This window comes from Cecembia calidifontis (assembly GCF_004216715.1).
GTDB classification, from domain to species: Bacteria; Bacteroidota; Bacteroidia; order Cytophagales; family Cyclobacteriaceae; genus Cecembia_A; species Cecembia_A calidifontis.
This window is the reverse complement of sequence record NZ_SGXG01000001.1, coordinates 3,993,251-4,019,374: the sequence shown is the minus strand read 5'-3', so window position 1 is coordinate 4,019,374 and position 26,124 is coordinate 3,993,251. Positions and strand designations below refer to the sequence as shown.

Annotated in this window: 29 protein-coding genes; 14 read left to right on the top strand and 15 right to left on the bottom strand. The window is 40.8% G+C overall.

The genetic code is table 11. The features are described from left to right. Positions 1 to 85: 85 nt before the first annotated feature. The 7 genes from BC751_RS17250 to BC751_RS17220 all read right to left on the bottom strand — a co-directional run bounded on the left by BC751_RS17250 (position 86) and on the right by BC751_RS17220 (position 7,411). A complete protein-coding gene (locus tag BC751_RS17250; RefSeq protein ID WP_130276716.1) occupies positions 86 to 1,264 on the bottom strand; it encodes a molybdopterin molybdotransferase MoeA in 1,179 nt (392 codons plus the stop codon). A 116-nt stretch (positions 1,265 to 1,380) separates the two neighbouring features. Further along, positions 1,381 to 1,635, bottom strand: coding sequence for a DUF6755 family protein (locus BC751_RS17245; RefSeq protein ID WP_106565839.1), 255 nt, complete (start codon positions 1,633 to 1,635; stop codon positions 1,381 to 1,383). Positions 1,636 to 1,640: 5 nt separating this feature from the next. Continuing rightward, positions 1,641 to 2,153: a QcrA and Rieske domain-containing protein gene (locus tag BC751_RS17240; RefSeq protein WP_106565838.1), complete on the bottom strand. Its 513-nt coding sequence runs from the start codon at positions 2,151 to 2,153 to the stop codon at positions 1,641 to 1,643. 12 nt (positions 2,154 to 2,165) lie between these two features. Next, positions 2,166 to 2,735, bottom strand: coding sequence for a 4Fe-4S dicluster domain-containing protein (locus tag BC751_RS17235; RefSeq protein ID WP_130276715.1), 570 nt, complete (start codon positions 2,733 to 2,735; stop codon positions 2,166 to 2,168). Positions 2,736 to 2,755: 20 nt separating this feature from the next. Next, on the bottom strand, positions 2,756 to 4,972 hold the full coding sequence (locus BC751_RS17230) for a molybdopterin oxidoreductase family protein (RefSeq protein WP_106565836.1): 2,217 nt from the start codon (positions 4,970 to 4,972) through the stop codon (positions 2,756 to 2,758). 11 nt (positions 4,973 to 4,983) lie between these two features. Further along, a complete protein-coding gene (locus BC751_RS17225; protein WP_130276714.1) occupies positions 4,984 to 6,039 on the bottom strand; it encodes an MFS transporter in 1,056 nt (351 codons plus the stop codon). 31 nt (positions 6,040 to 6,070) lie between these two features. Further along, the gene (locus BC751_RS17220; protein ID WP_130276713.1) at positions 6,071 to 7,411 is read right to left on the bottom strand and encodes an MFS transporter; all 1,341 of its coding nucleotides are present in this window, start codon (positions 7,409 to 7,411) and stop codon (positions 6,071 to 6,073) included. A gap of 159 nt (positions 7,412 to 7,570) precedes the next feature. Here BC751_RS17220 and queD point away from each other — a divergent pair, with 159 nt between their 5' ends. Together queD and BC751_RS17210 are read left to right on the top strand one after the other, a co-directional pair. Then, complete coding sequence (gene queD / locus BC751_RS17215; protein WP_130276712.1) at positions 7,571 to 7,978, top strand: 6-carboxytetrahydropterin synthase QueD; 408 nt, start codon at positions 7,571 to 7,573, stop codon at positions 7,976 to 7,978. Then, positions 7,941 to 8,987, top strand: a complete 1,047-nt coding sequence (locus tag BC751_RS17210) for a COX15/CtaA family protein (RefSeq protein WP_207226912.1) — start codon at positions 7,941 to 7,943, stop codon at positions 8,985 to 8,987. The genes queD and BC751_RS17210 overlap by 38 nt, the downstream gene beginning before the upstream one ends. Before the next feature lie 11 nt (positions 8,988 to 8,998). Here the strand turns inward: BC751_RS17210 and BC751_RS17205 are convergent, their stop codons facing one another. Together BC751_RS17205 and BC751_RS17200 are read right to left on the bottom strand one after the other, a co-directional pair. After that, positions 8,999 to 9,478, bottom strand: coding sequence for a CHY zinc finger protein (locus BC751_RS17205; protein ID WP_242617515.1), 480 nt, complete (start codon positions 9,476 to 9,478; stop codon positions 8,999 to 9,001). A gap of 261 nt (positions 9,479 to 9,739) precedes the next feature. Next, on the bottom strand, positions 9,740 to 9,967 hold the full coding sequence (locus tag BC751_RS17200; protein WP_009034385.1) for a hypothetical protein: 228 nt from the start codon (positions 9,965 to 9,967) through the stop codon (positions 9,740 to 9,742). A 334-nt stretch (positions 9,968 to 10,301) separates the two neighbouring features. On the opposite strand from BC751_RS17200, the gene BC751_RS17195 reads away from it, so the two are divergent. Then, the gene (locus tag BC751_RS17195; protein WP_130276711.1) at positions 10,302 to 10,811 is read left to right on the top strand and encodes an SH3 domain-containing protein; all 510 of its coding nucleotides are present in this window, start codon (positions 10,302 to 10,304) and stop codon (positions 10,809 to 10,811) included. After that, positions 10,777 to 11,067, top strand: a complete 291-nt coding sequence (locus tag BC751_RS17190) for a hypothetical protein (RefSeq protein ID WP_130276710.1) — start codon at positions 10,777 to 10,779, stop codon at positions 11,065 to 11,067. Before BC751_RS17195 ends, BC751_RS17190 begins: the two co-directional genes overlap by 35 nt. 166 nt (positions 11,068 to 11,233) lie before the next feature. Here the strand turns inward: BC751_RS17190 and BC751_RS17185 are convergent, their stop codons facing one another. Together BC751_RS17185 and BC751_RS17180 are read right to left on the bottom strand one after the other, a co-directional pair. After that, complete coding sequence (locus BC751_RS17185) at positions 11,234 to 11,548, bottom strand: hypothetical protein (protein WP_016255034.1); 315 nt, start codon at positions 11,546 to 11,548, stop codon at positions 11,234 to 11,236. A gap of 4 nt (positions 11,549 to 11,552) precedes the next feature. Next, positions 11,553 to 12,188, bottom strand: coding sequence for an HPP family protein (locus BC751_RS17180; RefSeq protein ID WP_040490300.1), 636 nt, complete (start codon positions 12,186 to 12,188; stop codon positions 11,553 to 11,555). Positions 12,189 to 12,248: 60 nt separating this feature from the next. Here BC751_RS17180 and BC751_RS17175 point away from each other — a divergent pair, with 60 nt between their 5' ends. Beyond that, on the top strand, positions 12,249 to 12,713 hold the full coding sequence (locus BC751_RS17175) for a hemerythrin domain-containing protein (RefSeq protein WP_130276709.1): 465 nt from the start codon (positions 12,249 to 12,251) through the stop codon (positions 12,711 to 12,713). A 150-nt stretch (positions 12,714 to 12,863) separates the two neighbouring features. Here the strand turns inward: BC751_RS17175 and BC751_RS17170 are convergent, their stop codons facing one another. The 4 genes from BC751_RS17170 to BC751_RS17155 form a co-directional block, all read right to left on the bottom strand. Next, entirely contained in the window at positions 12,864 to 13,454 is a 591-nt protein-coding gene (locus BC751_RS17170) for an SCO family protein (protein WP_009184425.1), read from the bottom strand. A 7-nt stretch (positions 13,455 to 13,461) separates the two neighbouring features. After that, a complete protein-coding gene (locus BC751_RS17165; protein WP_009184424.1) occupies positions 13,462 to 14,244 on the bottom strand; it encodes a formylglycine-generating enzyme family protein in 783 nt (260 codons plus the stop codon). Continuing rightward, complete coding sequence (nirK, locus tag BC751_RS17160) at positions 14,241 to 15,716, bottom strand: copper-containing nitrite reductase (protein ID WP_130276708.1); 1,476 nt, start codon at positions 15,714 to 15,716, stop codon at positions 14,241 to 14,243. The genes BC751_RS17165 and nirK overlap by 4 nt, the downstream gene beginning before the upstream one ends. A 159-nt stretch (positions 15,717 to 15,875) precedes the next feature. Continuing rightward, entirely contained in the window at positions 15,876 to 16,562 is a 687-nt protein-coding gene (locus BC751_RS17155; protein ID WP_130276707.1) for a Crp/Fnr family transcriptional regulator, read from the bottom strand. Positions 16,563 to 16,783: 221 nt separating this feature from the next. Here BC751_RS17155 and BC751_RS17150 point away from each other — a divergent pair, with 221 nt between their 5' ends. The 9 genes from BC751_RS17150 (at position 16,784) to BC751_RS17110 (ending at position 26,104) form a co-directional block, all read left to right on the top strand. Beyond that, positions 16,784 to 17,224, top strand: a complete 441-nt coding sequence (locus BC751_RS17150; RefSeq protein ID WP_130276706.1) for a c-type cytochrome — start codon at positions 16,784 to 16,786, stop codon at positions 17,222 to 17,224. A gap of 4 nt (positions 17,225 to 17,228) precedes the next feature. After that, on the top strand, positions 17,229 to 18,584 hold the full coding sequence (locus BC751_RS17145; protein ID WP_130276705.1) for a cbb3-type cytochrome c oxidase subunit I: 1,356 nt from the start codon (positions 17,229 to 17,231) through the stop codon (positions 18,582 to 18,584). A 129-nt stretch (positions 18,585 to 18,713) separates the two neighbouring features. Next, positions 18,714 to 19,493, top strand: coding sequence for a CbbQ/NirQ/NorQ/GpvN family protein (locus BC751_RS17140; RefSeq protein WP_130276704.1), 780 nt, complete (start codon positions 18,714 to 18,716; stop codon positions 19,491 to 19,493). A gap of 122 nt (positions 19,494 to 19,615) precedes the next feature. Continuing rightward, entirely contained in the window at positions 19,616 to 21,382 is a 1,767-nt protein-coding gene (locus tag BC751_RS17135; RefSeq protein WP_130276703.1) for a nitric oxide reductase activation protein NorD, read from the top strand. A gap of 1 nt (position 21,383) precedes the next feature. After that, the gene (locus BC751_RS17130) at positions 21,384 to 22,349 is read left to right on the top strand and encodes a DUF438 domain-containing protein (RefSeq protein ID WP_130276702.1); all 966 of its coding nucleotides are present in this window, start codon (positions 21,384 to 21,386) and stop codon (positions 22,347 to 22,349) included. Further along, the gene (locus tag BC751_RS17125) at positions 22,340 to 22,927 is read left to right on the top strand and encodes a cytochrome c oxidase subunit 3 (protein ID WP_009184416.1); all 588 of its coding nucleotides are present in this window, start codon (positions 22,340 to 22,342) and stop codon (positions 22,925 to 22,927) included. Before BC751_RS17130 ends, BC751_RS17125 begins: the two co-directional genes overlap by 10 nt. Before the next feature lies 1 nt (position 22,928). After that, on the top strand, positions 22,929 to 23,174 hold the full coding sequence (locus tag BC751_RS17120; RefSeq protein WP_009034369.1) for a cytochrome C oxidase subunit IV family protein: 246 nt from the start codon (positions 22,929 to 22,931) through the stop codon (positions 23,172 to 23,174). 74 nt (positions 23,175 to 23,248) lie between these two features. Continuing rightward, positions 23,249 to 23,686, top strand: a complete 438-nt coding sequence (locus tag BC751_RS17115; RefSeq protein WP_009034368.1) for an RrF2 family transcriptional regulator — start codon at positions 23,249 to 23,251, stop codon at positions 23,684 to 23,686. Between the two features lie 69 nt (positions 23,687 to 23,755). Further along, positions 23,756 to 26,104 carry a nitric-oxide reductase large subunit gene (locus tag BC751_RS17110; protein WP_130276701.1) on the top strand — a complete coding sequence of 783 codons (2,349 nt, stop codon included), beginning with the start codon at positions 23,756 to 23,758 and terminating at the stop codon, positions 26,102 to 26,104. The last annotated feature ends 20 nt before the right edge of the window (positions 26,105 to 26,124 follow it).

Sequence of the window (26,124 nt, the reverse complement as noted above, 5' to 3'; positions counted from 1 at the left end):
ATCATGAAACCTGAATCCATTCAATATTAAGCTGCCCTAGCTGAACGGTTGAATGGAATTCGGTTTAACAACTTTTTTCATTGGATCACCAGTAATAAACGGCAATTTTTTCTCCCGCTTTCAACTGTTCGATTTCCTCGGGTACTTCCGCAAGGCAATTGGAAGAACCAAAGGAGATCATGTTAAATGATTCCTGCCCGTTCAGGATGTGTACTACTCCTTGTTCCACCCTTGCTTTAAGAAAAAAGGTCAGTCCGGCTTTCCTTATGTAATCATTAGCTAAAGGCAGTACTTCACTGGCTTTCCAGGAGGCTGTATGCCCCAGCCATTGCAACAGGGAGGGTCTGACATATTGGTTAAAGCAGGTAATCACCGATGCAGGATTTCCAGGTAAAGCAAATACCATTTGCCTCCCTTTCTTTCCTGCAAATAATGGTTTACCGGGCTTTTGCCGTATTTTATAAAACAGTTCCTTCACGCCGGCATTTTCCAGACCATTTTTTACATAGTCATAATCGCCCACAGAAATACCTCCTGTCAGTAATACCACATCTGCTTTTGCTAATGCTTCTTCAATGATCTTTTGGGTGGCTTCAGGCTCATCTTCAGCTTGATAGGCTAGTATATCATGGATTCCAAGTTTTTTGAGGTAGGATTCCAATACCGGACCGTTGGAATTGTAGATCTGTCCAAAAGCCAAAGGTTTCCCCAACTCCTGGAGTTCGTTACCGGTTATGATAATCGCTACTTTGGGCGGAGTGAAAACCGGAATTTCGGATATTCCCACAGAGGCCAGCAAACCAATGGTACCCGGAGTTATTTGGCTACCTTTTTTTAAAATGACTTCCCCGGTTTTTGTCTGTGCACCCTTAAACCTTACATTGCTGCCTTTTTGGAATTTACCCTTATCTATTATTCTAATAAGGTTTCCTTCCCGATGAACAAATTCCTGAGGAATTACGGTGTCAGATCCTTTAGGTAGCGGAGCACCGGTAAAAATTCTACCAGCTTTACCATATTGAAGTTGATGTTGTTTCCCGTTTCCAGCGGCAATTACATCTGTTATTTCCCAAGTATCTAAATTATCCTCCCAAGTAATTGCATACCCGTCCATAGCAGAATTATCAAAAGAGGGGACCTCAATGGGAGAGAAGATGTCTTCAGCTGCTATTAAATCCAACGTTTTTGAAAGGGGGAGATGTTTAATCTCTCCAGTTGAAACAGTAGCTTTTAAAATATCCTTTGCCTGGTTTACTGAAATCATTATTTGAAGTGAAAATGGATAAACGAAGCTAAATTAAACAGAAAAGCCCAAATGGACTTTTCTGAAAGGTTTATGTTTGAATTTGAGTCTTCGTTTTGATATTGAGACAATAGGTATTATTCCTTAATTCTTGGCTTTCTGGGTTCCGGCAAATAACGCAAAAGCCAAGCCGCAGTAATGAATAAAACCAAGGATCCGATGAATGTGCCAACAGCTATGTTAAAGTTGTCTGTCAAGGCATTGTTCAAAGCAGAATAAAGAAACCAAATCTGAATGCTCACCAATAAAACAAGTAAAAGGATAATACCTGTCATTAGGGTATTGGTTTTATTTGGGTGTGCTTCTTTTTGAGAATATCTAAAATTGCTCATAGTGATTAGGCTTTATGGCTTTTTGCTTTGACAAACACTTTTCCATTCTCTACTACCACGTCCAATTGTGGTAAGGGCCGTGGTGGAGGTCCTTGTGTAACTACTCCAGTCCTTGGATCAAAATAACCTTTATGACAAGGACATTCTATCAGATCCAAATCTTTCCTATAAATGACTGCACATGCCAAATGGGTGCACTTTTGCTCAAAAGCTCTCCATTGTCCATCTTCCAAATGGATCAGAATATAAGGAATGACTTTATCTCCTTCTATGTCGAACTGCAACATTTCACCCATGGGCAACTGATTTTCTTCACAGATAAAATGCTGACCTTCCAATTCTTTTTCCGGGAAGGCAATGCTTTTGAGTACGATGGCACCATTGCCCAAAGCTAAAGCACCAGAAAATAGCGTAAGGAATTTTGCAAACTCTCTTCTGGAGACATGGGTAGCTTCTTCCTTGTCAAATGGAAAATCATTTTTCCATTTTGGGGTTATATCTGAATTGTCTTTTTTCATAAATAGCGGTGATTAATGCACTTTTAAATAATTGCTGCCTTTGGGCATCATGATTTTAACTTTTGTTTTAACCTCTTGATTTCCGAAAATAAAGGTATCTACAGGCACACTGTCAGGCCTTTTAAGTTCAATTTCTTCTCTAGTCCCAAAGAACAGCGCACCACTTGGACATACTGTTGCACACATTGGTTTTTTACCCGCAGAAGTTCTGTCATAGCACATGTTGCATTTCATCATGAGCTCTGCTTTTTCCTGTTTTTGGGGAACACCAAATGGACATGCAAGGACACAGTTAGAGCAACCTATACATCTGGATGTTTCGGCAGTATGTACTACTCCAAATTCATCTTTGGTTATGGCATCTGCTGGACAGACATTGGCACAGGCAGGGTCTTCACAATGCATGCACACCTGCACGGTAGTTTGTGTGGAGACGGCCCTTTCCACATAATGAATATGGATCATGCTTTCCTGACCGTTGGTTTCGCATTCAGCACAAGCCATTTCGCAGGCATGGCAGCCAATACAGCGCTGCATGTCTATGAAAAAGCCCATTTGCTGGTCGTATTTGGTTACTGTCATAACAAGGTAGATTTTGTGGTTTATGAACTTTGGTAAGCACTTCTTTCCTCAGCTGGTGCTGCTTTTTTTCCGGTAGGAATTAGCTGACAGGCACATACCTTAAATTCCGGAATTTTTGAAATAGGGTCTAGGTCACCCACAGTCAGCTGGTTGGCTGAATGGCTTCCTCCCCAGTGATAAGGGATGAAAACAGTATCAGGTCGGATAGTCTCTACAATTTGGGCAGGAAAAGTAGCCTCACCACGCCTCGTTCTGACAGTTATCAAATCCCTGTTTTGGATATTGTATTGAATTGCCAAACTGGGATGGATTTCCAAAAGGGGTTCTGGATATTGGTCGACCAATTTACCAATTCTTCTGGTTTGGGTTCCGCTTAAGTATTGGCTGACAACTCTTCCTGTGGTCAGGATTACTGGGAAATCTTTATCCACTACTTCAGCAGGCTCTTTGTACGCAACAGGATTGAACCTGGCCTTTCCATCTGGAAAAGCGGATTTCTTTTCTTCCCAAAGTCTAGGTGTTCCCGGATGGTCTTCAGAAGGGCATGGCCAAAATACGCCCATGTTCTTCTCTATTTTTTCATAGCTGATGCCGTAGTAATCTGCAGTACCACCTTTGGAAGCGACACGAAGTTCATTGAAAACAGCTTCTGAGTTTTCAAAATTGAACTTGTCACCTGCTCCAAGTCTCCTTGCCATTTCAATCAGGATATCACTGTCTTTTCTAGCCTCTCCCGGAGGATCAATAGCTTGGTTGATTTTGACCACTCTGCCCTCTGCTGTAGTGACTGTACCTTCTTCTTCTTCATGGAGAGAGCCCGGCAAAATCACATCAGCATGTCTTGCTGTTTCGTTGAGGAAAAAATCTATGGCGACATAGTACTCCAATTTTTCAAATGCTTCCCTTACAAAATTGTTATTGGGCAGGGAAACAATCGGATTGAAGCAAATGCTGATCAGACCTTTGATTTCTCCACGGTGGATGGCTTCTATGATTTCATAGGCAGAGAGGCCCATACCTGGGATTTCTTTTTCTTCAACTCCCCAAACCTCAGCGATATATTTCCTGTGTTCAGGATTGCTGATATCTCTGTTTCCGGGTAGCTGATCACATTTATGTCCATGTTCTCTACCTCCCTGTCCATTACCTTGACCTGTAATGGTGCCATAACCACAGTATGGTTTTCCTATCCTTCCAGTAGCCAATACAATATTGATACAGCTCAGGACATTGTCCACCCCTTTGGTATGGTGTTCTATACCTCTGGCATGCAAAAGAAAGGAGGTTTTGGCTTTGCCCCACCAAGTAGCAGCCTGCAGGATTTTTTCTTTTTCAATTCCTGTGGTCTTTTCAGCCCAATCCAGGTCATAATCCTTTACAGCCTCAGCAGCAGCCTCAAATCCATTGGTATGTTTCTCAATAAATTCGTGATCAATCCAATCATTGTCCACCAATTGCTTTAGAATAGCGCCAAATAGTGCTGAATCACGTCCAGGCTTCACCGGTAGGTGGAGGTCTGCAGTTCTGGCTATAGGAGTGACCCTTGGATCAACTACTATTAATTTGGCGCCATTGTCTCTGGCCTGCCAGATGTAGTGCGTAAGGGTAGGGAAACATTCGCTGACATTTGACCCGGCAATGATGATGACCTCTGCATGTTTGAGGTCTGCCCATGAATTGGAAATTCTGTCCAGTCCAAAAGCTTTTTTATTTCCTGCCCCAGCACTTACCATACATAGACGGCCATTGTAATCCAGGTTTTTAGTTTTGAGGGCAAGGCGTGCAAATTTGCCTACCATGTAGCTTTTTTCGTTGGTCAGGGAAACACCTGACAGCATTGCAAAGGAATCATTGCCGTATTGGGTCTGGATTCGACGGATTTCACTGATGGTCCGTTCCATGGCATTGTCCCATGTGATGGGCTCAAAACCCTTTCCTTCCACCCTTTGATAAGGCTGGAGCAGGCGGTCCGGATGGTTGTTTTGCAAGTAGCGTTGTACACCCTTTGGACATAGCCTGCCTTCGTTGAAGGGGAATTCCATCCAAGGCTCAAATCCGGCAATTTTGTTATCTTTGACTTTGAGCTGAATACCGCATTGCATGGCGCAAAAGCAACAATGGGTCTTTACCAATTTGTCTGGTTCATGGGAACCTTCAAAGCCTCCCATTGGTGTGTAGTGCTTCTTGGGCCCGAATTTATCAATTATCTTTTCTGCTGAAATAGGTAGCTTTGCCATAGTTTTGATTTTTATCCAAAGAATTTTCCTGATGCCTTTCTTGCCTCAAAATGCGCTTTGGCAAGGGCAGATCTTTTTCCCTCTGGAGACAGATCAAGGTGGTTTGTACCATCTGCCAAGGTGAAATCAAATCCCAATTCTTTGGTGACTGTTTTCAGGTCATTAATATGTGTCTGTGAAGCAAACTCTGCTTTCGTATGAGGACATACTGCCATGCCCCTTTTGCTTCCTTCAATTTTATATAGATTGGCACCCAATTGGGCCAATCTTTGGAAAATGTGAAAGAATTTGCCAAAAGGCATCCAGATCAAAAAGAGTATTACTGTAATGGCATGTGTCACAGCCATAAATTGATGGGTTCTTCCTTCCAGAAAAGTGTAATCATAACCAATTCCCAGTCCTGTGACTGAAATGGCAATCAATAATACCAAAGGAAGCCAATCTCCATCCAATGATTGGGTAGCAATCAAACCCCCATCTTTAACCCTTCTCTTCATCATAATGATAGCACCAATGATGACCGGTATGGATGTGAAAAACAGGGCTTTAAAGGCCAGTATGGAAATAGGTCCCCCTAATTCAAAGGAGGCAACTTTAAATCCGAAGAAGTTGGCATTATAGATATCATAAGTGCCGGGTTCAAGCGTGAAATGTATCCATCCAAAAGTCAGAGGAATTGTAATGGCAAACGAAATCAGACAGCCGGAAGCCAAAAGGAAATGCCCCCACCAGCGGGTTTTACTTCTGTATGCTATAAACCTTTGGAAAAGGATATTTCGGAACAGTAGGTATATAGACCTGGTAGCATAAGTTAAGAAGTCTTTACTGAACAGAAACTGCATACTTCTTCGCCAGTAAAGCCTTGTAGGTGGTCTTTGAAGCCAGACTGAATATCTATAAGCAATACCAAAAACCGCGAATACTGTACCGAAAAGATAGGTTATCAATGCAGCATCAAAATTCTGTAAGTTTCTGGAACCTATAAAAACCAAAATAACAACTGCTAAGGCAGCAATGGTAGCTTTAATAAATGCTACCTTATTAAGGGTTTGGAAAAGCTTGAGCATATTGTGGTTATGGTTAGTTACTTTGAATCGGTTACGATGGCCTTTCTGAGCCCTTCCTATCGTAGAAGTACCAGTTAATAAGGGTTGCGATCACAAGGAAAACTCCCAATATCCAGAAAAAGCCTTCTGCATGTCCCGTGCTTCCGATAAATGCTCCAAGTGCTAAGGAGAAAATAAAAGGTCCGTAAGCGGCTATTGCCGCAGTCCAACCGATAACACCCGCAGCTTGTCTCAGGTTATGCTTAAATATAATAGGAAATTGTCGAAAAGTCGAGGCATTTCCGATTCCTGTGAAAAAAAATAATGCCATCATGGTTCCTACAAACATTGGAAATTGCTCCATTCCCGTTGGATTGACCAATCCAAATGCAATCATGACAATCACTCCACCTAAAAGTCCAATACCTGTAATTGTCGTCAACACTGCACCACCGGTTTTGTCGGCTATAAAGCCAAACAAAATTCTAGAAGCAGAACCAATCAAAGGACCATAAAAGGCATATTTCAAAGGGTCTAAACTAGGATCAAAACCTCCATAAAGCACCTTTATCAAAAGAGGGAAAGCAGCTGATAAACCTGCAAAGGTACCAAAGGTCATAAAATAGGTGATTGTACAGTACCAGGTGTGTTTGTCTCCAAATATATCTAGCTGTTCTTTAAAGGAAGCTTTGATAGGAATGCTTTTAAGGTATTTCCAGCTGATAATTCCAATAATTATTAGGAGTGGTGCGTACCAAAAAGCACCACTTTGCAGGTAAATTTCTTTTGAAATAATATCTCCTGTAGCTTTATCAACACTTTTGAACAATTGAGGTGCTCCGTACAAGGCCACTCCAATCATTACCGGGGTCATAAACTGGGCTATACTGACACCGAAATTTCCAATACCTGCTTGAATTCCTAAAGCAGTACCCTTTAATCGAGCAGGGAAAAACATATTTGTCGAAGGCATGAAAGAAGAAAAATCACCTCCTCCAAAACCCGCTGTAAGGGCAAGGACAACGAATACCCAGAAAGGTGTTCCAGGATTCATTACTGCCAATCCTATACCAATGACCGGGATGAGTTTGAGAAAAGTAGCAACAGTAATGGTATGTCTGGTACCATATATCGGAATAAGAAATGTATGCACAATTCTTAACGTTCCCGCAGCCAAACCAGGTAATGCTGCTAGCCAAAAAAGTTGGTTATCAGTGAAGTTGAAACCGATTCCTGGGAGCCTAGTGACAATAGCACTCATCATAAACCAAGTAGCAAAAGACAAGGTCAATGCGATGGTAGTAATGGTTAAGGTACGCCAAGCGATTTTTTTACCGTTAGATTCCCAGAAATTATTGTCTTCGGGATTCCATTCTTTGAGCCAAGTAGCCATAATTTTTTTGGATGGTTACGACAAATGTCGGTATAATGAATTGCCAAAAACATGACCAAAATCATAAAACGATATGATTCAAGTTGCAATGAGAAGAGGTAATAAAGGATAATATTGTCGCCTAATTCTATTCGTCATTTACCTACTACCATTTCCTACATGCTTAGCATCACCAAAATCTTTTCCTTCGAATCTGCCCATAGTATTTCCGATTATGAGGGGGCTTGTAGCAATCTTCATGGGCATAGCTATGTACTTCATGTTACTGTATCAGGAGAAGAACTCGAGAAAGACATGTTATTGGATTTTAAGGATCTGAAAAAAATCGTGCAGGAGGAGATTATTGAAAAACTCGATCATGCACTGGCACTGAAAAACACAGGAAGCCAAAAAAGAGACTTTCAACAAATCGGACAGAAAATATTTTGGATGGAGCATGAACCTACTGCAGAAAGGATGTTGCTTTGGATGAAAGACAGATTAGTGCCAAAACTTCCATCCCATGTAAAATTAGAAAGCCTGACCCTCTATGAAACCGCTACTTGTTATGCCTGCTGGAAAGGTTAGGAACAGAATAAAATACAGATCTGCCGTCCACAGCTGGCTGATGACAGGAGTTATTTTAGTTTTGTTAATGGTGGTAATTGGTGGTATTACCAGATTGACCCAATCGGGGTTATCCATGGTCCGCTGGGAACCCATTACGGGGGCCATCCCTCCATTGACCGCTGAGCAATGGCAACATGAGTTTGAAGAATACCAAGGCAGCCCGGAATTCAAAGCTTATAATTATCATTTTACCTTGAATGATTTTAAGCAGATTTATTTTTGGGAATACCTGCATCGCTTGGTTGGTAGAGTAGTAGGCTTAGTCTTTTTATTTCCTGCTATTTTCTTTTGGATCAAAGATGTTTTTGATGTTAGGATGCAGAAACAGGTTCTTCTGATTTTCTTAGGAGGGTTGTTTCAAGGAGTGCTGGGATGGTATATGGTAAAAAGTGGCTTGGTGGATAAGCCTCATGTCAGTCATTATAGATTGGCGGCGCACTTATCCACGGCTTTGGCTTTGGCAGGATATATTTACTGGGTGGCCCTAGAATGGAAGCCTTTAAAAAAAGTACCATCAAAGGCAATCAATCGGGCTACTATTGTGCTTTTGTCCCTTCTCAGTATACAGATTGTTTTCGGAGCTTTTGTAGCAGGATTGAAAGCTGGTAAAATGTTCAATACATTCCCAAAGATGGGATTAACTTGGTTCCCTTCAGACTTAAATACAGCATTTGAATTGAGCGGTGGTTTTGCAATTTTTGAAAACGGGATTGTAGTCCAATTTATTCATCGCTATTTGGCCTATTTGATCGTATTTGGAGTGATTTGGCTTTGGTGGGGGATTAAGAAATATGCCTTTAAACTTCTTCCCTTGGGCAATTTCCTATTGGTAATGGTTGGGGTTCAGTTTTTATTGGGGGTGCTAACCCTGATTTGGGCAATACCGGTGAGTTTGGGGGTATTACATCAATTGGGAGCGGTAATTGTATTTCTTACCTTGATTACCTTGTTGAAGAGAACAAGTTAAACTTAATTATTCTAAAGGGTAGATGAATTTTTATAAAAAGCCTTAATTCCAAAATAAGATTTGGTCTTATTTTTTTCTGGCATATCAAAATACAAGTGGTAATGATTGCTACAACCTGGATTGAAACTGGCCTCACATTTAGGACAAGTGTTATCAGCATCCATGTATTCCTGAATGCTTAACTCATGTCCGCATACACCACACAGGATGGCTTTTTGGTTAAATTCAGATTTGGGCCAAACTTGGTGTTCATGGTCTGCTTCCTCCTCATGACAGGAAAAACAGGGATAATAGTTCCCACAACAATTGAATTTGATCGCAATAACATCCAATGCCGAGTGCCAATGGACACAGCGGGTTTGATGGTCAACGGATTTACCGAACACACGAACACCTTCGATCTCAACTATATTGAATACCTCTGGGGCTGCTTCTTGGGCCAAGCTAAGGTTAAAAGCCAACAGCATTAAACAAATTAGTATTAATCGCATTCCTTTCATTGAGATGATTGGGGGTGATTGTTAGGATACTTAATTAGGTAAGCAGGGTCGAAAATAAAAAAATATTTTTTGTATTTACTGTATTTTTAAGATTGGGTCTGAACAGGGAAGAGAAAAATTACGGAAAATCAACAGAGATAATGCATTTTTATGCATCAATAAGCCTTTGATTGTGAATTATTAAAATAAAGAATAACCAGGAAAATGGTGTCTCCAAATTCATGGATAGAATATGGAGACAAGATTAATCCATTAAGCACTAGCAAACTGATTGCATCCAAAGTTGGCTCCGGTTATAAACTCAATGGCTTTGGTGTTGGGGTCCATTGGTTTGCCATCATTCAAGACTGGAATGATGTAATCGGGATCCATTTTTGATTCAATATGACTCAATTTATTACATTCGCCATAGTTTTTTCTTTTGGCTACCACGGGTGCATTTGGCTCCCAGTGGTTGCAGTTTGAACATGTTTTTTCCATCTCGCTAGTTTCATTTGATTATACTTTAATATACACAAAATAAGGTTTAAGGTTTTGAAAAACAGTAATTTGAAATTAAACTGAATAAGGTTTCGTTAAAATCTGGTATTAGCTAAGTTCACTGATGATCTTTTGATTGCAGATCAATGAAGAAGAATTCATTTTGTTTGGCATAAAAATTGATTTTTGGATGAGTAAATAATAACTAATTTATGTGGTTGATCTTATCATTTTTTTTTTTAAAAAGAGTGTTTTCACTTCTATAAAATCCTTCATCTGGGGTAAATTATTTCTCTTAAGTTTCATTGTATGCTTCTTTTTTGTTTCCGTTTCTATGGCTCAATCCATGTACGTTAGCTCTACTGTTGGGGCAAACTTAAGAAATGGTCCAGGTACTGAACACAGTGTGGTCAGTACAGTGGGTTATAATGAACAGGTGAGAGTAGTCAGCAATGAAGGTTCCTGGAAAAGAGTAGAATATAGAGGCAAAACTGGTTATATCAGTTCCTCCTTGCTCAGCGAAAATCAAGGCAGAACATCTCAAAATAATTCTTCCAATTATGGTAGGGGAAGTACAAGTTCAAGAACCTCAGGTAGTTCAAAAGGTGGTGTGGCAGGTGCTTCCGGATATACTACAGCTATTGGATTAAGAGGTGGATTTACTTCAGGAGTTTCTTTGAAACATTTTACCAGTTCGAGAGGTGCTTTGGAATTAGTTGTTGGGTCTCGATGGCATGGAGTTTCCCTATCAGGGATGTATCAGATGCATCAATCCGGAGCATTGGGAGTGCCGGAGCTTTCATGGGTTTATGGACTTGGTGCCAAGGGTAGGTCATTACGATAGGTATTACTATTATTATGGGTATAGAGGCCCTGGTAATTGTCAAGATCCGAATAATCCAAGGTGTTATCCCTTCTATACCCGCTATCGTACAGGTGTGTTTACGGCAGTGGGATTACTGGGGATTGGAGGATTGGAATATAAATTTAGGGATATTCCAATTACGCTCGGGATAGACCTCATTCCTTACTTTTATTTCAACCATTGGGGAGGGAGTTTTATAGATGGAAGTATTTCAGTACGTTATAATTTAAAATAAATACCGGAAGTTAGGGCTACTCAGCTGCCAGCTATTCGGAATTTGCAATCCCGAACCTAGATAAATAGGATTTGAAATCCTTATTTCCGGTTTAGGGTAGATTGGAATTAAAAATCCCTTTTATCTGTACTCGAAATTACAAATTTCGAGGAGCGAGGATAATGATTCAAGTTTTCCCGGAACCAATTCTGATACTTTCCCAAAATTTCTCGGTTGACTTTGGAATAGCTGAATTAATACCATTCTTAACTTTCTCTTCAAAATCAATTCCTAAAAGGTAAAATGCAAGATCCAGGCTTGAAAAATGGGTTCGGTATTCATCCCGAATCTCTGCCACTTCTCTAAGACAAAGATTGGCTGTGGGGTTGTTGTCAGGAAGGTATGTCAAGTTTAATTCTTTTTGTATTGAATTGGTCATATCCTGAAATTCCCCTGCCTGAATTTTTTGAAGTAGATTTTGAAGTTCAGAGGTATTAGCCATTTGCTTAAAATTCAGTCTGTTTGGTTTCCTTTTTCCAAAAATAGACTTTCTCTCCATATTTTAAAGGCCGGATTTCTTCATCTCTGTATGGATAAACCCTGTTTTTGGATAAATTATTGAATAAAATGGCCATTACAAAAAGAATGATGATACCGGTCAGGATCGGGTTGATGACATAAAAGTATCCCATTGATTTGATTTCATCCGAACCGATATTTGCAATTAGTGCAATGGCACCCCCAGGAGGATGTAAAGTTTTGGTGTATTGCATGGCCAGAATAGCCAATGAAACAGACAATGCCGGTGAAAACCAGATCATGGATTCAATGTAAAAAAACTTATAAACTGTAACTCCAATAACTGCCGAGATTAAGCTTCCCAAGAATAAATTTCTGGGTTGAGCAAATGGACCGTGAGGATTGCCGAATAATATGACTGAGGTGGCTCCAAATGCTCCAATCAAAAATAAAATATCCGAATTGTCATCAGTGTGGAAGAGTCCTTGAAGGATGCCTATAGTACTTAAACCTAAAAAGCCACCAAAAAAAGACCATGCATTGTCTGTAGGATTGTGCCTTGTTTCCTTATATACAATGTATCGGGCTTTTTGTAAGGACTTTTTCAGCTTTTTCTTTTTCATGGATGCAAAAATAGGCAAATTGCCTTATGTCATGTTTTAAACCATCTTAGATTTCAAAAAATGACCAAGCACCAACCCATTAAACGTCACCAAAGCCTGCACGGACTCAGTAAAGACCATCATCAGGGATTGTTACTTTGTTTTAAGATCCGACAGGGTATAAAAATGGGAGTAGAGGAAAAAAGAATCAAAAAGTATTGCAACTGGTTCTGGAAGGAACACTTGGTGCCGCATTTTCAGGAAGAGGAGCGGTTCGTTTTTCCCGTGCTGGGTAATGATCACGAAATGGTAAGACAAGCACTCGAGGAACATCAAATCCTGAAAGATCTTTTTAATGCTTCAAAGTCGGATTATGATCACCTCAATCAATTGGAAAGGCAATTGGAAGCCCATATCAGATTCGAAGAAAGGGCCTTATTCAATAAAATTCAGGACACAGCAACAGCAGATCAGCTTACAATCATCGCCCAACACCATGGCAAAGCCACTTCCTGCGAAGTATGGGAAGATGAATTTTGGAAGTAGGGTAGTTGTTGGGGATTTGCCAATCTTTTCGGGATTTGCAATCCCGAACTCTTGATGAATAGGATTTGCAATCCTGAATTCAGTTTAAGGTTGAATGGAATTGGAAATTTCTTTTATCTGTACCTCCAAATTGCAAATTTCGAAGAGTGGTTAGTTTTTAGCCACAGCCACAATCTTATTTACAATCTCTTCGCCAACCAATCCAAGCCCTTCTTTTTGGTACTTCATTACCCCTCGGCGGTCAAAAACCGAGATGATATTGGAGTGTGAAAAATCGATGGGATTGATCTGCTTGTATTTGACAGCCATGATATTGGCAAAATCTCTGACTCCATCTTCTGTCCCTTGAAGGAAAAGCCATTTTTGATCTTCCATTCCGTTTTCTTTTGCGAAAACTTTCAATTTTTCAGGAGTGTCATTTTTTGGATCTATGCTGACAAGGACATATTGGATGTCTTTTCCTTTTTTTCCGCTCACTTTTTCTTCAATCATTCGCATGTCAGCCACCAATCGGGGACAGGCTGTTCGGCATGCTGTGTAAATCATGACCACGACCAGTGGTTTTCCCTTCAAATCTTTGAATTCAATGGTTTGACCATCTTGGGTTTTCCATAAGGCGGGGAGCTGATAAATGGATAAGTCGTCCATAACTTCTTCAGGATTTATCGTGTCCTTTATGATTTCCTTTTCTTGGCATGAAAAAATTAGGATTAAGAGCAGTATTAGGCTAAAGTATTTCATGGTTTTATCAGTTTAAAGTGAGTGGATGATTGACATCTTTAGCGCAGCGAAATCCCAATGTAGTAAGAGAGAAATTGGCTTTCAGACTAGATCGCATCGCATATCGCATAAACGCGGCATAATTCATCATATCTTTGGCTCCTATAGCACCTCCGGCACAAAACAAGCTTGCATCAGTATTCCCATTATTACGGGACTCTCCGGTGAGTATAATGGAGTTGAAATCCTGGGTCCATTCCCAGACCATGCCATGCATGTCTTTAACTCCCCAATAATTCGCATCGGATTGGCCGACAGTTTTCAGGAAAGTTCTGGGTTGCTCGTAGCTGCGCAGGATGCTTGCATTATACAGGCTATCTTCCCGAGCATCTCTTTTTGTAGTGGAGGCCATGGCAGCGTATTCCCATTCATCCACTGTAGGAAGTCTTTTTCCCTGACATTCACAGTAGGCTTTAGCGGCAAACCAAGAAATCATGGTGATGGGCTTGTCCAAAAGGGCTACAGGAGCAGTTAGGTCATTCTCCCAATTGGATAAATACCTTTCGTCTGCAAATAATTTGGTTACTTTGGATTTCTGCCATTTGGAATAATTGCGAACAAACTCCTGAAATTCAGCATAGGTCACCGGATTGATTTCCAAGTAAAAATCCCTTACTTCTACATCTGCTTGCTCACCTATTCCGTAGAGGGGGGTATAATTCCCCCCTTTTACCAGAGCCATCTTACCTCCTTGGGCAGAAGCATTATTGATCAAAAACAAGGCGGCAATCAAAAGAAATACTTTTCTCATTTTTTCCTCCTTTTGTTTACCATGTCGGGAGTAACTTCAGTCCCGTTATTGCCCCAGCTGTTGTATACATAAGTGAGAACAGCTGCAACTTCTTCGTCTTTGAGTTGCTGAGAGGGCATGATACTATTGTATTTTTTGCCGTTAACAGTGATTTCACCCGATAGTCCATGGAGAAGCACATCGATGGACCGGTTGACATCGGCATTCAGGTAATCTGCATTTGCCAGGGGAGGGAAGGCATTGGCTACCCCTTCACCGTTGGCTTGGTGACAGGCAAAGCATGCCTGCATGTAGATTTTCTTTCCTGTATCGATCAGCTCACTTTTGGTCATGGTAACAGGAGGGCTTACGACATTGCCATCTTTTGGCATTTTCTGAATGGTACTTCCTTCAGGGAGATAGATTCCTTCCATGATTTCACCTGCAAAAATTTTCTCGTTTTCTTTTCCTGTGACGCTCAGAATACCTAATGCACCTTTGTTGAATGCCCTGAAAATGGAGTGATCTACCAATACCAAATTAGAAGGTACATCGGCTTTAAATTCCAGGATAGCTGCTCCACCAGCAGGGATTAGGGTAGTGCCCACATTGTAATTGATTTGGTCACCGCCATCTACATATACTTTATCGAATATTTCACCTATGACGTGGAAGGAAGAAGCGAGGTTAGGTCCACCATTTCCGAAAAATATTCTAATGGTTTCACCTGCTTTTGCCTGCAGTGCATTTTCCCCACTGAGTGCATTGACGCTACCGTTGAATACCACATAATCTGGTCTTTCATCATAGGCTTTTTGCATATCAAAAGGTTGTAAACCTGGTTCCCCAAATCTTCCCTCGGTGTAGAAATCACCCTGCATGACATAGAACTCCTTGTCTACTGGCGGTAAACCACCTTCCGGTTCCACCAAGATCAGTCCATACATGCCGTTGGCAATGTGCATGCCTACAGGAGCTGTCGCACAGTGATATACATAGAGTCCGGGGTTGATCAGTTTAAAGGAAAACGTTTTTTCATGCCCTGGCGCAACAAATGAAGCCTCAGCGCCCCCACCTTGGCCTGTTACAGCGTGAAGGTCGATGTTGTGGGGCAATTTATTGTCAGGGTGGTTTTTGATTTTGAATTCTACTTCATCACCGACCCTGGCACGGATAAATGAGCCCGGGACAGTACCGCCAAAAGTCCAGAAAAGGTAAGATACCCCATCCGCCATTTCCATTTCTTCTTCTGTTATTTCCATTTCCATGTATAGCTTCATGGCAGGACGGTTGCCCACTGGTGGTGGTACATGAGGAGGAGCAGTTAGTTCTGCCACCATTTCTCCAAAGACTTTGGTTTTACTGTAGTCTTTGGTGTAATTCGAGTTTCCGGTATTTCTGGATTGACCTTGGGTACAAGCAGTGAATATTGCACCTGATAAAAAGAGTAAAAGATAAATATATCCTTTAAATGAAGAAAGTTTTTTAGTCATGGCTTTATCGTTTTAATTTTTTTTTGGGAGATATGCTTGATATGAACTTCTCAATTATTCATTGACACAAAAAAACCAGATAATTTTTAATTGTACACTGATACACCTCAACAGAAGGTTTTTATTTTCGCAAAAAAAAGCCTGCATTTTCGCAGGCTATTAGTAAGAAGTGGCATAGGCATATTGACGTATTCGTTCTTTTAAAGTTGTTATATCAGGTAATTGAATTGTCCTATCAACCGTTTGGATGAGCCCTTCTTTTTTCAAGGAAGTTAAAACCCGGCTGACTTGTTCTGCATTTGTACCGATGATCTGTGCAATTTCTTGTCTGTTTAAATCAATTTCAACCTGATTGCCTTGGGATCCTAGAAGGTAGGTGTCAGCAAGGTACAATAAGCCTAAAATCACTTTTTCTTCATTGTTCATCAATCCTAGACATTTTGTACGGATTTCACTTTTTCTTAATTCCCTGGAATAAAGCCGCATTACTTCAAAAGTAAACTTTGGATTGGCCATAAAAGCTTCATAAAGTGTAGCATTGTCGATAAAGCAGATTTGTGATTCCTCCAAAGTGACAGCACCTATGCTGTATTTTTCAAGGCCAATGGCCGAATGTCCCAACATGTGCCCTTCACCTGCCAACCTGACCGTTTGTTCTTTTCCGCCTACATTGGAACTGATTACTTTTACTTTACCTTTCAAAATAAAGTAAGCACCCAAAACCAAACTGCCTTCCATAAAAACAAATTGCCCTTTTGGATAGATAGGGGAGTTTTTGGCATCAGATAAACGATTAATCCATGTGTGATTGCATTGCTTTACCAAGCATGTAGCAATTGGACACATTTTGCAGTTTGGACTTATATTCATAATAGTTGCAAGTAAATAGGATTTGGTACTGGCCCAAGTGATATACAGCAATTCAAAACATGATTGATATCAGTTTTTTACAAATTTGTAGATTTTTTTTCCTTTGTGCTATTTGACTTTTGAAATCCACCTGTATCTTCGTGTCATAAAAAGATAAAAAGGTCTTTTAATCTAAATTAAATTTAACCCAGTTCTATATGCTATCAAAATCACAAGCAAGGACTTTCTTTCTGGGTGGTACACTGGTGACCTTTCTGATATTTATCGGATTAACCATTTATTCCATGGCCCCTAGTAATGACCAGTCTAATCATCAGAACATTACCGAGCAGGTAATCAAAGGCAAGCACATTTGGGAAACCAATAATTGCATGGGTTGCCACGCCATTATGGGGGAAGGGGGCTATTATGCACCGGAACTCACCAAAGTGATTGACAGACGTGGTGCACCTTTGGTGAAAGCCATCCTTCAATCGCCCATTCCCTGGGCACCCAACGGGAGGAAAATGGTCGCCTATGAAATGAGCGATGAGGATGCAGAAGCTATGATTGAATACCTAAAGTGGATAGGGGAAATCGATCTTAACGGCTTCGACCGTATTGTTTCACCATTGGCAAAAGATAAGTTAAAAGACTAGAAACATGAAATATAAATCACAACAGGTAGCCTACTGGTTTTTTGCCTTATGTATGCTGCTCTTCGCACTACAGATCGTCTATGGATTTATCATGGGATTTGCCAGAATCGGCATGGATGGACTCCATGACTGGATTCCCTTTAATACCGCAAGGGCGGTGCACACCAATTTATTGGTTGTTTGGTTGCTGACCGGATTTATGGGTGCAGCTTATTATATCATTCCAGAGGAAGCCCAGCGGGAACTTGTCAGTGTCAAGCTGGCTTACGTGCAATTGATTTCTCTGGCTGTAGTTGGGGTGGCCGCTATTACGGGCTACCACTTTAATATCTGGGAAGGAAGGAAATTTCTGGAAATTCCCCGTGAATTGGATTATCTGGTAGTCGTCAATGTCCTGCTGTTTTTGGGAATAATTCTAGCTACTTTGTTTAAAGGGAAAAGGCAGACCACCACAGCTTTGGTTATGACTATGGGGCTGGTTTTTGCCGCGCTCTTGTACCTCCCTGGAATGATATGGTTTGATTCACAGGTAACCGACTCCTTTTTTAGATGGTGGGTAGTTCATCTTTGGGTAGAAGGCGTTTGGGAATTGATCATGGGCGGTATCTTGGCCTTCCTGTTGATCAAATTAACCGGTGTGGATAGAGAAGTCATCGAGAAATGGCTGTATGTGATCGTTGGTTTGACCTTTCTCTCAGGGATACTCGGTACAGGTCACCACTATTATTACATTGGTGTCAACAAAATCTGGTTGGTAGTAGGGGGCGTGTTCTCTGCATTAGAGCCACTTGCTTTTCTTGCCATGGCCCTGTTTGCAGTCTATATGTACCGCAAAGGTGAGAAAAACCACCCTAACAAAATTGCTCTTTTCTGGACTATAGGAGCTGCAATTGTTTCCTTTATTGGTGCCGGGTTGCTGGGTTTTGCCCATACCCTTCCTCAGACCAATCTCTACACCCATGGAACCTTGGTAACGGCTATGCATGGCCACTATGCTTTCTGGGGTGCTTATGTGATGATCGTATTGGCCATCATCAGTTATGCCATGCCCAACATCACCGGCAGAAAACGACATGATAAAACCAACGGACATTTGGCATTCTGGCTATCAAATATCGGTATGCTCGGTATGGTGGTAGCACTTGGTGTTGCAGGTGTTGTTCAGGTTTATCTTGAAAGAAGGTTAAGTATGGATTTTATGATTGCTCAGGAAGAAGTTAAAATCCACTTTGTGGTCATGCTGCTTTGTGCTACCATGTTTGCAACTGGAATCGGGATCTATATTTATGAATTTATTAAGTATGGAAGACCTACTAATGAAGCACTATCCAAAAAAGAAGAAACTGTTTTGGTTAGTTAAACCCTTCATTTGAATTGTCAAACAGGAAAATCGGCCATCGGTTTATTTCTTAATCAGTTTGCCGACTTCTGAAAATAGCTGGGTCGCCTCTTCTGGCAGCCCGGCTTTCAAACCTCAAAACTTAACATTATGGTTATAGAAGCACCTTATTATCATCAGACAGATCAGGAATCAGAGGTTTTTTTGCAAACCTTCCAAAACCGCATGCCTTTGCTTCTAAAAGGGCCAACAGGAAGCGGGAAATCCCGATTTGTGGAATATATGGCACATGCTACCGGTCAAAGACTGATCACTATTTCCTGTCACGAAGAAACATCATCCACAGATCTGATCGGTAGGTTTATCATCAAAGGAGCTGAAACGGTATGGATAGATGGCCCACTGACCACCGCTGTTAGAGAAGGAGCCATCCTTTACCTGGATGAAGTGGCAGAGGCCCGACCTGATGTGATAGTGGCTATCCACTCGCTGACAGATCACAGAAGGGAATTGTTCATTGATAAACTCGGAGAGACGGTCAAAGCCCATGAAAACTTCATGTTGATTGCTTCCTTCAATCCAGGTTACCAAAGAGGTTTCAAAGAGCTGAAACCTTCCACACGGCAACGTTTTGTGGCTTTGAGCTTTGGTTATCCAACAGCAAAAATTGAAACAGAAATCCTTGTCAACGAAACTGGAGTGAAGCAGGATATTGCCAAAAAGCTGGTTGCTATAGGAGGTAAAATCCGAAATCTGACAGAATTGGGTTTGACCGAAACGGTATCTACCCGATTGTTGGTGGATGCGGCGAAGCTGATTCAATCCGGTCTTCCCAAAAGGTTGGCCTGTCATGTCGCCATAGTGGAACCGCTTAGCGATGATGCACAGACCATTGAGTCTATGAAGGATTTGGTTGATTTGATGATATGAAATTGAAATATGTTGGATATATAATAGAAATATGGTTGAAATATGGTGCGCGAAATATATGGAAATAGAATATAAATAAGCTTCGCGAAATAAAATTGAAATAAATAGAAATAAATCAGAAGATGGGACTGGAAATAGATGAATGGATATATGGCAGATTGGTTCGGTATTTTAAAAAAAGCCGATTGAAAGCCGAGTTGGAAATGCACCACAAGGTGGATTTGGAAGTTATCCGACCAAGATTGACTTTTTTGGCCAGGGCCATTACCGGGAAAGCAATTGACATTTATCCTGCTGAAGCTGAAGGAGGTTTTAAAAACAATAATTTCTTCCTTCCCATTTCTTTTGCCGAGTTTCCCACTTGGGAAGAAAATCTCTATTTCTATTTTTTCAGAACACTTTACCTGAGCGCACAACAAGACCTAGGCTACAATTGGACCAAGGAAACGGACGATCTGATTCTTTCCCGTCAGATGGCCGAACAGACGGCTCCTGCCGTCCTGGAAAAGTTAGCTGATGAGTTTAGGATTGCAGCCCAACTTCATGAAAAATTAAAAAGCCATTTTCAGTCTAAGACCAAGCCTGGAGAGCAAGCAGATTTGAGTTTACTTTATGGAAAGTGGATGTATGCTGACCCTTCAGCAACGGAAGAGGATCCGCTTCAGAATTTTGACAATCGAATCAAAAAAGGCAAAGAAGAAAACCCAACAACCACATTGATAGCTAAAGCGGTGGAGGAAGTCAAAAACCTCACCATCGATAAAAAGCAGCAAGAAGACTATGTTTTACTGCACAACTTTGAAAAGGTGGAAACGGCTGAAGAATCAAATGGGGTTTGGAGGGATTTTGATGGCAAGGACGAGTTGGAAGACCATCAGGATGCATTGGAAGAGTTAAGTATGAAATTTACCGTAAGGGTGGATGACCCTGCGCATTCGGTTTATCAGGCAGAATTTGTAGAAAACACTACCATCTCCGAAAGTGCTGAGCGGGATGAAAAAGGCTTCCACCTTTGCTACGATGAGTGGGATTTTAAAAAGCAGATTTATAAACCTGATTTTTGTAAAGTGTATCCCCAAACTTTGGTGAAAACTGATTTGGCCTATTACCGAAATACCATTTCCAAGCATGCCAGTACTTTGCTGGGGCTACGAAAGATGCTGACTTCTATCAACAACAAAATGAAACTTCAACGCAAACAGAATCAGGGCGATGAATTTGACATTGATGCCTTGACTGATTTGTTTACAGACGTTCATGCACGGAAGACCCCAGCTGAAGACATTTACCTTTCCAAACGGAAAAAAGAGAAGGATCTTTCCATATTACTTCTCTTGGATGTGAGTTTATCCAGCGATAGCTATGCTGCCAATAACCGGGTGATTGACGTGGAAAAGGAAGTATCCATTCTTTTCGGAGAGATTTTGAATGAGTTTGATATAGATTTTTCCATTGATAGTTTTTATTCCAAAACCAGAAATTACTCCACTTACCTTACCCTTAAGGAATTTGATGAAAGCTGGGATTTGGGTAAAAAACGAATTGGAGCGGTAGAACCTCAGGGGTACACCCGTATAGGGTCAGCATTGAGGCATGCAGGCGCAAGACTTGATCAGAGAAGCACGAAGAATAAATGGGTAATCCTAATTTCTGACGGTAAGCCCAATGATTATGACCGCTATGAAGGGAAATACGGTATTCAGGATATCAAACAGGCGCTACGGGAACTTAACGAACGCCAGATAAACTCCTACGCTCTTGCGATAGAAGCTCAGGCCAAATATTACCTGCCCCAGATGTTTGGACAAAACCATTACCAGATTCTGACGACACCGGTGGAGCTATTGAGTTCCCTGGTCAAATTGTACGAAAGGATTAAACACCAGTAATATGAATGCTTACGAACAAGAATTAGACCTCCCAAAAGGTCATCCCATCCATACCTATTTGCAGGAAACTGCCATGATTCATCAGCTGATTGATGAATTGGAACAGTGCGATATTGAAAATGATTATCAGGTATTCTACAACCTCTTTAATAAACTTCAAACAATTGAAAGGCGTTTTGAACGCAAAGAAAACCAACTTTTCTCCTTTCTTGAAAAATGTGGTTGGAACGGACCTTCCCAAAATATGTGGTCTTTTCATGACACCATTCGCAGTATTTTCAAGTTTGTCAGGGAAAAAGTGGAAGCCAGGGATATCCGTGGAGTCTATGAGAATTTCCATCATTTAAGCAATAATATCCGAAGGCTCATGCTGGTGGAGGAGACAGTTTTATTCCCCAATTCCCTGAAAATACTTAAAGAAGAAGACTGGCAGCAAATGCGGAAAGGAGAGGAGGAGATAGGATGGATGCTATCAGAAAAGCCTGCTGCTTATCCTGAACAGGCCTATGTGCACCCATCAGAAGATTTTACTCAAAGAGATTTAAGTTTTGCTAAGGCTGAAAGTCAGCATTATGATGAAGGCTATATGACGGTAGAACAGGTCAACCTATTACTTCGTACGATGCCTTTGGATATTACATATGTGGATGAAAATGACAAAGTGATCTTTTACAATAGAGGAGAGGAACGGACCTTTCCAAGAAGTGCAGGAATTATTGGTAGGGAAGTCAGGTTCTGTCACCCGCCCAAAAGTGTGGATACTGTCCTGAGAATACTGGAGGAATTCAGAAAGGGCACGCAAAGTGAAGCTTCTTTTTGGATCAATTTTAAAGGCAGGTTGATCTATATCCGGTATTTCGCTGTACGGGATGCGGATAAAAATTACCGTGGGGTCATAGAAATGTCACAGGATATCACAGATATCAAGCATATAGATGGAGAAAAAAGACTGTTGGAATGGAAATAAAAGCCCAGAATATAGATCATAAGGATATCTTTTACCCTCCGGGTGGCATCCTGTTATGGATAATCATCATATTGGAGCTGATCACCTTCGGATTGGGGATCGGAGGCTTGGTTTATTATGGCAAATTAGAGCCCGAACTATTCCATCAATCCAGGCTTCAATTAAATACTTCTATCGGCACCTTGAATACCTTAATTTTATTGGTCAGTGGGTATTTTATGACCAATACTGTCCTGAAACTTAAATCAGGGGCTATTGAATCAGCTAAAAAATACTTGGTTTGGACCATGTTGGGCGGGTTGCTTTTTGTAGGATTGAAAAGCTATGAATATGTTGAAAAATTGACAGGCGACCTAGACATGGGGGATAACATGTTCTTTACCTTTTATTGGCTAATGACCGGATTCCACCTTGCGCATGTTTTGGTAGGTCTGGTGATTTTGGTATTCAGTTGGTGGCAGATAAAAACCAGACCTAGATCTCTTCAGGTGACAGATTTGGAATCTGGGGCCGCTTTTTGGCACATGTGTGATTTGATCTGGCTTTTATTATTCCCTTCCTTATACCTGATATTCTAAGATGGAAAAGAAAAATTTATTAATACTCTTCATTTTGATTGGGATGACCCAAGTCTCTGCATTTCTTGGTGTTTTCAATCTTGGAGTTGTAAATTATTTGACTTGGCTGGTGATGGGTTTAGCTGCTGTTAAATTCTTCCTGGTTGCCTTTGTATTTATGGAATTGCGTAAGGCCCATTTCTTCTGGAAGTTTGCAACTGTCCTTATAGGATTGCTGGTGGTAGTGGTAGTTGGGTTTTGGGCTTAAAAACTTTCTCTTAAAATTTGATTGTCAAGAAAAAAATACTTTAATTTCAGAGTTAAAAGTCTTAATTAAAAAGCATGAAAGTATTATCCCAAACGAGTAAGTACGGCATAAGGGCTCTATTGTATATGGTGAGTAATCCAAGTACAGGAGAATATGTCAGTATTGGGGAAATAACAAAAGAATTGAATCTTTCCTTTCATTTTCTAACTAAGATATTTAGAGAGTTGACCAATAAAGGCATATTGTACTCTTATAGGGGACCTTCAGGAGGGATTGCATTGGCCAAACCATCAGATCAGATAATGCTTATAGACATTGTCTTGGCTTTGGAAGGAGAGGATTACTTTGACAATTGTCTTTTAGGTTTTCCAGGCTGTGGTGTAGAAAAGCCTTGTCCTGTCCACAATTTTTGGAAAGGCATCAAAGAGGACATAAAATCCCATCTCTGTAATACGAGCCTTGCCCAATTAGGAGAAAAGATACTTGCTGAAGAAGTACGGTTATTTGATTAAAAAAAATTCCTGTTAATTAAGAATTAATGCTCTTAAATATGAAATAAATCTACCTTAAACCATTAACCCATGAAACCGGATACTAAATTCCTGAATTACATCATGAAACAAAAGAACTGGTGGCTTCCTTTTATGGTCATCTTTGTCATCAGTATAGTAGGTCTTTTGTTCATTGCCTATCAGACTTACGAGGAAGCGCCTCCTATTCCGCATTATGTAGATGAAAAGGGAGAAGAAATCATCACCCAAGAGCAAATATTGAGAGGACAGGAGGTTTTCCATCGCTATGCTTTGATGGAATATGGAAGTATGTTTGGTGACGGCGCATTAAGGGGTCCTGATTTTACAGCTCAGGCCTTGAATGAAAGAGCCAAATCCATGTTTCGTTTTTATCAGGAAAGTTTGAATGAGAATGGAAGCAGGAGTGAGTTTGAGTCAGAGGGTATTTTAAGAAAAGTTCAAAAAGAAATTAAGGAAAATACATACGATGAGAATAACAATCAGGTTAACATTTCTTTCGCTCAGGTAGCTGCCATTCGGGATTTGGAGGGCTTTTATCAGGAGATGTTTCTCAATCCTGATTTTCATGAGGCATTTAAGCCAACTGGATATATTTCCGATCCCACAGAGATCAAGGATTTAAGTGCATTCTTTTTTTGGGGATCCTGGGTCTGTAGTGTAGAGCGACCTGGTGAAAAATACAGTTATACCCATAATTGGCCTTATGATGAATTTGCAGGAAATGTCGCTACGCCTTCCACTTTAATTTGGAGTATTGTGGGCCTTTTGGGGCTGGTATTGGGTTTGGGAATTGTTCTGTATTACTATGGACAATTTGAACAACTGAGTGAGGAGTATTATGCAAAAGGTGCATCAGAAATGGTCACTGAAGAAAAATTACAACAATACAAACCTACGCCGACCCAAAGAGCCACCTTTAAGTTTTTCTATGTTGCGGTAATCCTGTTTTTGATTCAGGTTTTGGCTGGAGTTCTGACTGTTCATGATTTTGTTGGGTTTACCAAATTCTTTGGTTGGGATATTCAGGAAGTATTACCTGTTACAATTTCAAGGAGCTGGCATGTTCAGTTATCTCTGTTTTGGATTTCAGCCTGTTGGGTTGGGATTTCCTTTTTTATCCTACCCTTGTTGGCAAAGAGTGAACCTAAAGGTCAGCTATTTTTGATCAATTTGCTCTTTGGGATATTTTTTGTCATGGTAGGCGGGTCTTTTGTGGGAATCTTCATGGGACCAATGGGGATGTTGGGGGATTATTCCCGTTGGTTAGGGCATCAAGGTTGGGAGTTTGTGGAATTAGGCAGACTATACCAATATTTCCTTTTGGCCATCTTTGCACTATGGGCGATTATTGTATATCGGGGGGTTAAAAACACCCTTAGACCTGGTATGCCCTGGGGCCTACCCAATTGGTTGGTGTATTCCATTGTCTGTATTTTACTTCTTTTATTATCGGGCTTTGTAGCGCGACCTGAAACCAATTTCGTCATTGCTGATTTTTGGAGATGGATGGTAGTGCATATGTGGGTGGAAGCATTCTTTGAAGTGTTCACCACGATAATAGTAGGCTACATGATGGTGATGATGGGTTTGGTCAACAGGCAAGCTGTCGTGAAAGTAGTGTATATCGCAGCCTTACTGTTTTTGGGTTCAGGGCTATTGGGGATTTCACATAATTTCTATTGGAATGCCAAACCTGTAGGAACGCTTGCTCTGGGAAGTGTATTTTCGACCTTACAGGTGGTTCCGCTGATTTTGTTAACCTTGGAGGCATGGAGGATGCAACGTATGCCTTACCTATTATCGACCAAGCAAAAAGAAAGACACCGATCCTCTCTATTTGCCATGCCTGGAGTATTCCTGTTTATCATTGGGGTTACTTTTTGGAATTTCTTTGGTGCAGGAGTCTTTGGTCTGATCATTAACCTTCCCATAGCCAATTATTATGAGCATGGAACTTACCTGACAGTCAATCATGGGCATGCAGCACTCATGGGGGTTTACGGTAATTTATCCATAGCAGCCATTCTTTTTGCTTTGAGATTTTTACTAAAGCCTGAAGCATGGAACACCCAATTAGTGAAAACGGCATTTTGGTCAATCAATATTGGACTTTTATTGATGGTGACTTTGGATTTATTCCCTGCAGGAATCCATCAACTTGTTGCAGTGATGGAGGAAGGGTATTGGTTTGCCAGGTCTCAGGAGTTTATCCAAAGTGTACCTTTTCAGGCAATGACCTGGTTAAGGATTGTAGGGGGAGCGTTTTTTTGTATCGGCGGCCTCTTTCCTCTGACCTGGTTTGTGTTGAAAAGTGCCAAGCATCTCAAACCAGCCTATGAAATGGAAAAGATTGATCATCACCTTGAGGAAGTAGAAGAAGAAATAGAAACAGTTTAAACCAATTAGAATTTTAATAT